This is a genomic window from Bradyrhizobium sp. ORS 375, from assembly GCF_000239775.1.
Classification (GTDB): domain Bacteria; phylum Pseudomonadota; class Alphaproteobacteria; order Rhizobiales; family Xanthobacteraceae; genus Bradyrhizobium.
In genome coordinates this window covers 1-4,017 of sequence record NZ_CAFI01000378.1, presented here as the reverse complement: position 1 = coordinate 4,017, position 4,017 = coordinate 1, and the positions used below count along the sequence as shown (strand labels likewise).

The window sequence follows — 4,017 nt, the reverse complement described above, 5'->3', positions numbered from 1 at the left end:
GTCTCTACGGCACAGTGATCCTGCCAAGAGTTAGATCAGTCAGCTGCTGCCTCGGACCGGCGGCCCAGCAACGCCCTCAATCGTACAACACCGCGGCGATCTTCGCGTCGCCGATGTTGGACTTGTCGTACCAGTAGAAGCCGGTGTCCGTCACCTTGGGCAGCGTCTCGCCCTTCAGCGCCTTGACGGCTGCATCCACCGTGCAGCTGCCGATGCCGATCGGGTTCTGGGTGATCGCGCCGGCCATCTCGCCTGACAGGATCGCGGCCTTCTGCTGCTTGCCGGAATCGTAGCCGATCACGACGATCTTCTTCTTCATCTCCTTGACGCCGTTGAGCACGCCGATCGCCGAGCCTTCGTTGGCGCCGAAGATGCCCTTGATGTTCGGGTTGGCCTGCAGGATCGACTTGGTGATCTCGGTCGACTTCAGTTGGTCGCCGCCGCCATACTGCACGCTGACGATCTTGATGTTCGGATGCTTGTCCTTCATCTGCTTCAGGAAGCCGTCGCGGCGGTCGATGCCGGTGCGACTGGTCTGGTCGTGCACGACGACGGCGACCTCGCCGGAATCGCCGATCAGACCCGCCATCTTGTCGGCGGCGAGGCCCGCCGCGGCGAGGTTGTCGGTGGTGCAGGTCGTGAGCGGGATGTCGCTGTCAACGCCGGAGTCGAAGGCGATGACCGGGATCTTGGCAGCCTGCGCCTTCTTCAGCAGCGGAATGGCCGCCTTGGAGTCGAGCGCGGCGAAGCCGATCGCCTGCGGCTTCTTGGCGAGCGCGGCGGAGAGCATGTCGATCTGCTTGTCGACCATGGCCTCGGTCTCCGGCCCCTCGAAGGTGATCTTGACGTTGGCGGCCTTCGCGGCCTGCTCGGCGCCGAGCTTCACGGCCTGCCAGAACTGGTGCTGGAAGCCCTTGGAGACGAGCGGGATGTAGGTGTCCTCGGCGCGAACGCCCGTCGACGCCCCCGCGATGACGAGGGCGCCGAGCGCGACGCTCAGGAGATGCTTTTTCAACATGGCTGTTTCCTCTCGTTTGGTTTGTTGATTGTCGTGTCGTAGCGATGTTCTCGGCAGAAAGGCGGTCGCGTTCTCCTCGGCGATCAGGCGCGCTTTCTGCGCAGCATGTCGGCGTAGACAGCGAGGATGATGATGACCCCGGTGACGACGAACTGCCATTCCTGCGCCACCGACAGGATGCGAAGCCCATTGGTCAGCACGCTCATGATGAAGGCGCCGATGATTGTGCCGAGGATGGTGCCGGTGCCGCCGCTCAGCGACGTGCCTCCGATCACCACGGCGGCGATCGCGTCGAGCTCATAGCCCTGGCCGAGCGCCGGCTGCGCGGAGTTGATGCGCGAGGCGATCAAGAGACCTGCCACGCCGCAGATGGCGCCGCCGAGCCCGTAGATAATGATCTTCCAGCGATCGACATTGACGCCGGAGAGCCGCACGGCCTCCTCGTTGCTGCCGATCGCGAACGTGTAGCGGCCGAGCGCGGTGCGGTTGAGAACGATGGAGGCGAGCACCGCCATCACGATCAGGATCAGCGCCGCATTGGGGATCGGCAGGTCCGGCACGACGGTGCCGAGCAGCGAATCCTGCGAGATCATCGAGAAGTTCTCGGTATTGGTGAAGTAGATCGGCTTGCTGCCGGAGACCACCAGAGCGAGCCCCTTCAGCACCAGCATCATGCCGAGCGTGGCGATGAACGGCGGCACCTTCATTTTGGTGATGACCGTCCCCGACACGACGCCGCTGAGCGCACCGGTGGCAATGGCCGCGACGATGCCTGTCCACATCGGGAGTTCCCAATAGGTGAGGAACACACCGGCCATGACCGCACAGAACGTCATCAGCGTGCCGACCGAGAGATCGATGCCGGCCGTGATGATCACGAAGGTCGAAGCGATGGCCAGCACGCCGTTGACCGCCGTCGCCTGCAGGATGTTGATCATGTTGTCGGTCTGCATGAACGCGGGCGAAGCGAAGCTGAAATAGATCATCAGCAGCACGAGGCTCGCGAAGGCCAGCAGCTTCTGCAGCGCCGCCGGCCCCAGCAGCCGGCGCCGCAACGCGGCCAGCGCGCCGCTCGGCGCAAGACCGTCCTTGACCTGATCCTTCACCAGTGCCGGGTCGCTCATGCCGTCAGCCTGCCTTCATGGTTTCGCGCTGGGTGGCCAACTGCATGATCCGCTCCTGCGTGGCCTCGTCCGGCGACAATTCGCCTGTGATGCGGCCCTCGCACATCACCACGATGCGATCGCTCATCCTGATCACCTCCGGCAGCTCCGACGAGATCATCACGATCGCCTTGCCCTGGTCGGCGAGCGACCGCAGCAGCCGGTAGATCTCGTTCTTGGCGCCGATGTCGATGCCCCGCGTGGGCTCGTCGAAGAACAGGATGTCGCAATCGCGATCGAGCCATTTGGCGATCACGATCTTCTGCTGATTGCCGCCGGACAGCAGGCGTACCTCCTGCGACGTCGAGGGCGTGCGGATGTTCAGCATCCTGATGAAGCGACCGGCGGTGTCGCGGATCGCGCGCCTTTTCAGCATGAACTTCATCGCGAGGTAGTTCGCGAGATTCGACATCACGACGTTGGATTCGACGTCCATGCCGGTGGCGAGTCCGAAACGCTTGCGGTCCTCGGAGAGGTAGCCGATGCCGTGGGCGACGGCATGCGCCGGCGTGCGGATTGACACATGGCGATCGTTGACGCGGATCTCGCCGGTGGGCACCGCATCGGCGCCGAAGATCGCGCGCGCCACCTCGGTGCGGCCGGCACCCATCAGGCCGGCGAAACCGAGGATCTCGCCCTTGCGCAAGGAGAAGCTGACATCGCGAACCAATGGACCGCAATTGAGCCCGCGCACCTCAAGCGCGATCTCGCCGGGCGGCGCCGCGCCGACGATGCGCTCGTCGCTCAAGCTGCGGCCGACCATCATGCCGATGATGCTCTCGATCGGCGTTGTGGCGGTCGGCACGGTGGCGACATACTCGCCGTCGCGCAGCACGGTGACGCGATCGGAGATCTGCTTCAGTTCGTCCATCTTGTGCGAGATGTAGACGATGCCGACGCCGCGCGCCTTCAGGGCGCGGATCATCTTGAACAGCTCGGCGATCTCGCGGTTGTTCAGCGCCGCCGTCGGCTCGTCCATGATCAGGACGCGCGAGTTGAACGACAGCGCCTTGGCGATCTCCACCATCTGCTGCCTGGCGACCGTCAGCCCGCCGACTGTCGTGCGCGGGTCGATCACCAGATTGAGCTGAGCGAGCAGCTCGGCCGCCTGCCGATTGAGCCTGTCCTCGTCGAGCAGCAGCCCGAACGCCTTCATCGGTTCGCGGCCGATGAAGATGTTCTGCGCCACCGTGAGGTGATTCATCAGCTGCAGCTCCTGATGAATGATGCCGATGCCGGCGGCCTGCGCTTCGCGCGGGCCCGGGAAGTCGACGCTCGTGCCATCGTACCGGATCTCGCCGGAGTCCTTGCGGTAGACGCCGGCGAGGATCTTCATCAAGGTCGACTTGCCGGCGCCGTTCTCGCCCATCACGGCATGGACCTCGCCGGCGAGCAGCTCGAACCTGACATTGTGCAGCGCGCGCACGCCGGGGAAGCTCTTGCACAGGCCGTGAACGGAGATGAGCGGCGCGCTCATGGGTCAGCGCGTGGCGTGAGAGGAGACACGGACGATCGCCGCGTCAATGCAGCGAGGCTGCCGACGCCAGCGCGCATGGCGAGCGACATATCGCATCGCAGCCGCGATCACATTCATCCTCCCAACCTTCGCATCCGTCGTCTCCGACGGCCGCGAGTCCGCGTCCACTCAATGGCGCGGCGTTGGGGTCAGGCTATTCATCCGGGGGTGAAAGTCTATAGGCAAAATCGACAGGCGCGGGCGGAGACGGGGGCGAGGATCATGAACTCGGAACGCCACTGTGCATCGCGACACTTGGCACCTCAATCGAGCCCGACATTGCGTGAGTTGGACTCGCGCTTTCTCCGCGAGGACGGTGA

At 64.4% G+C, this 4,017-nt stretch carries 3 protein-coding genes; all 3 read right to left on the bottom strand.

Features of this window, described 5'->3' with window-relative positions:
* Positions 1 to 76: 76 nt before the first annotated feature.
* Complete coding sequence (locus tag BRAO375_RS26090) at positions 77 to 1,018, bottom strand: ABC transporter substrate-binding protein (RefSeq protein ID WP_009030439.1); 942 nt, start codon at positions 1,016 to 1,018, stop codon at positions 77 to 79.
* An 83-nt stretch (positions 1,019 to 1,101) separates the two neighbouring features.
* The gene (locus BRAO375_RS26085; RefSeq protein ID WP_009030438.1) at positions 1,102 to 2,142 is read right to left on the bottom strand and encodes an ABC transporter permease; all 1,041 of its coding nucleotides are present in this window, start codon (positions 2,140 to 2,142) and stop codon (positions 1,102 to 1,104) included.
* A 4-nt stretch (positions 2,143 to 2,146) separates the two neighbouring features.
* On the bottom strand, positions 2,147 to 3,658 hold the full coding sequence (locus BRAO375_RS26080) for a sugar ABC transporter ATP-binding protein (protein WP_009030437.1): 1,512 nt from the start codon (positions 3,656 to 3,658) through the stop codon (positions 2,147 to 2,149).
* Positions 3,659 to 4,017 lie beyond the last annotated feature (359 nt).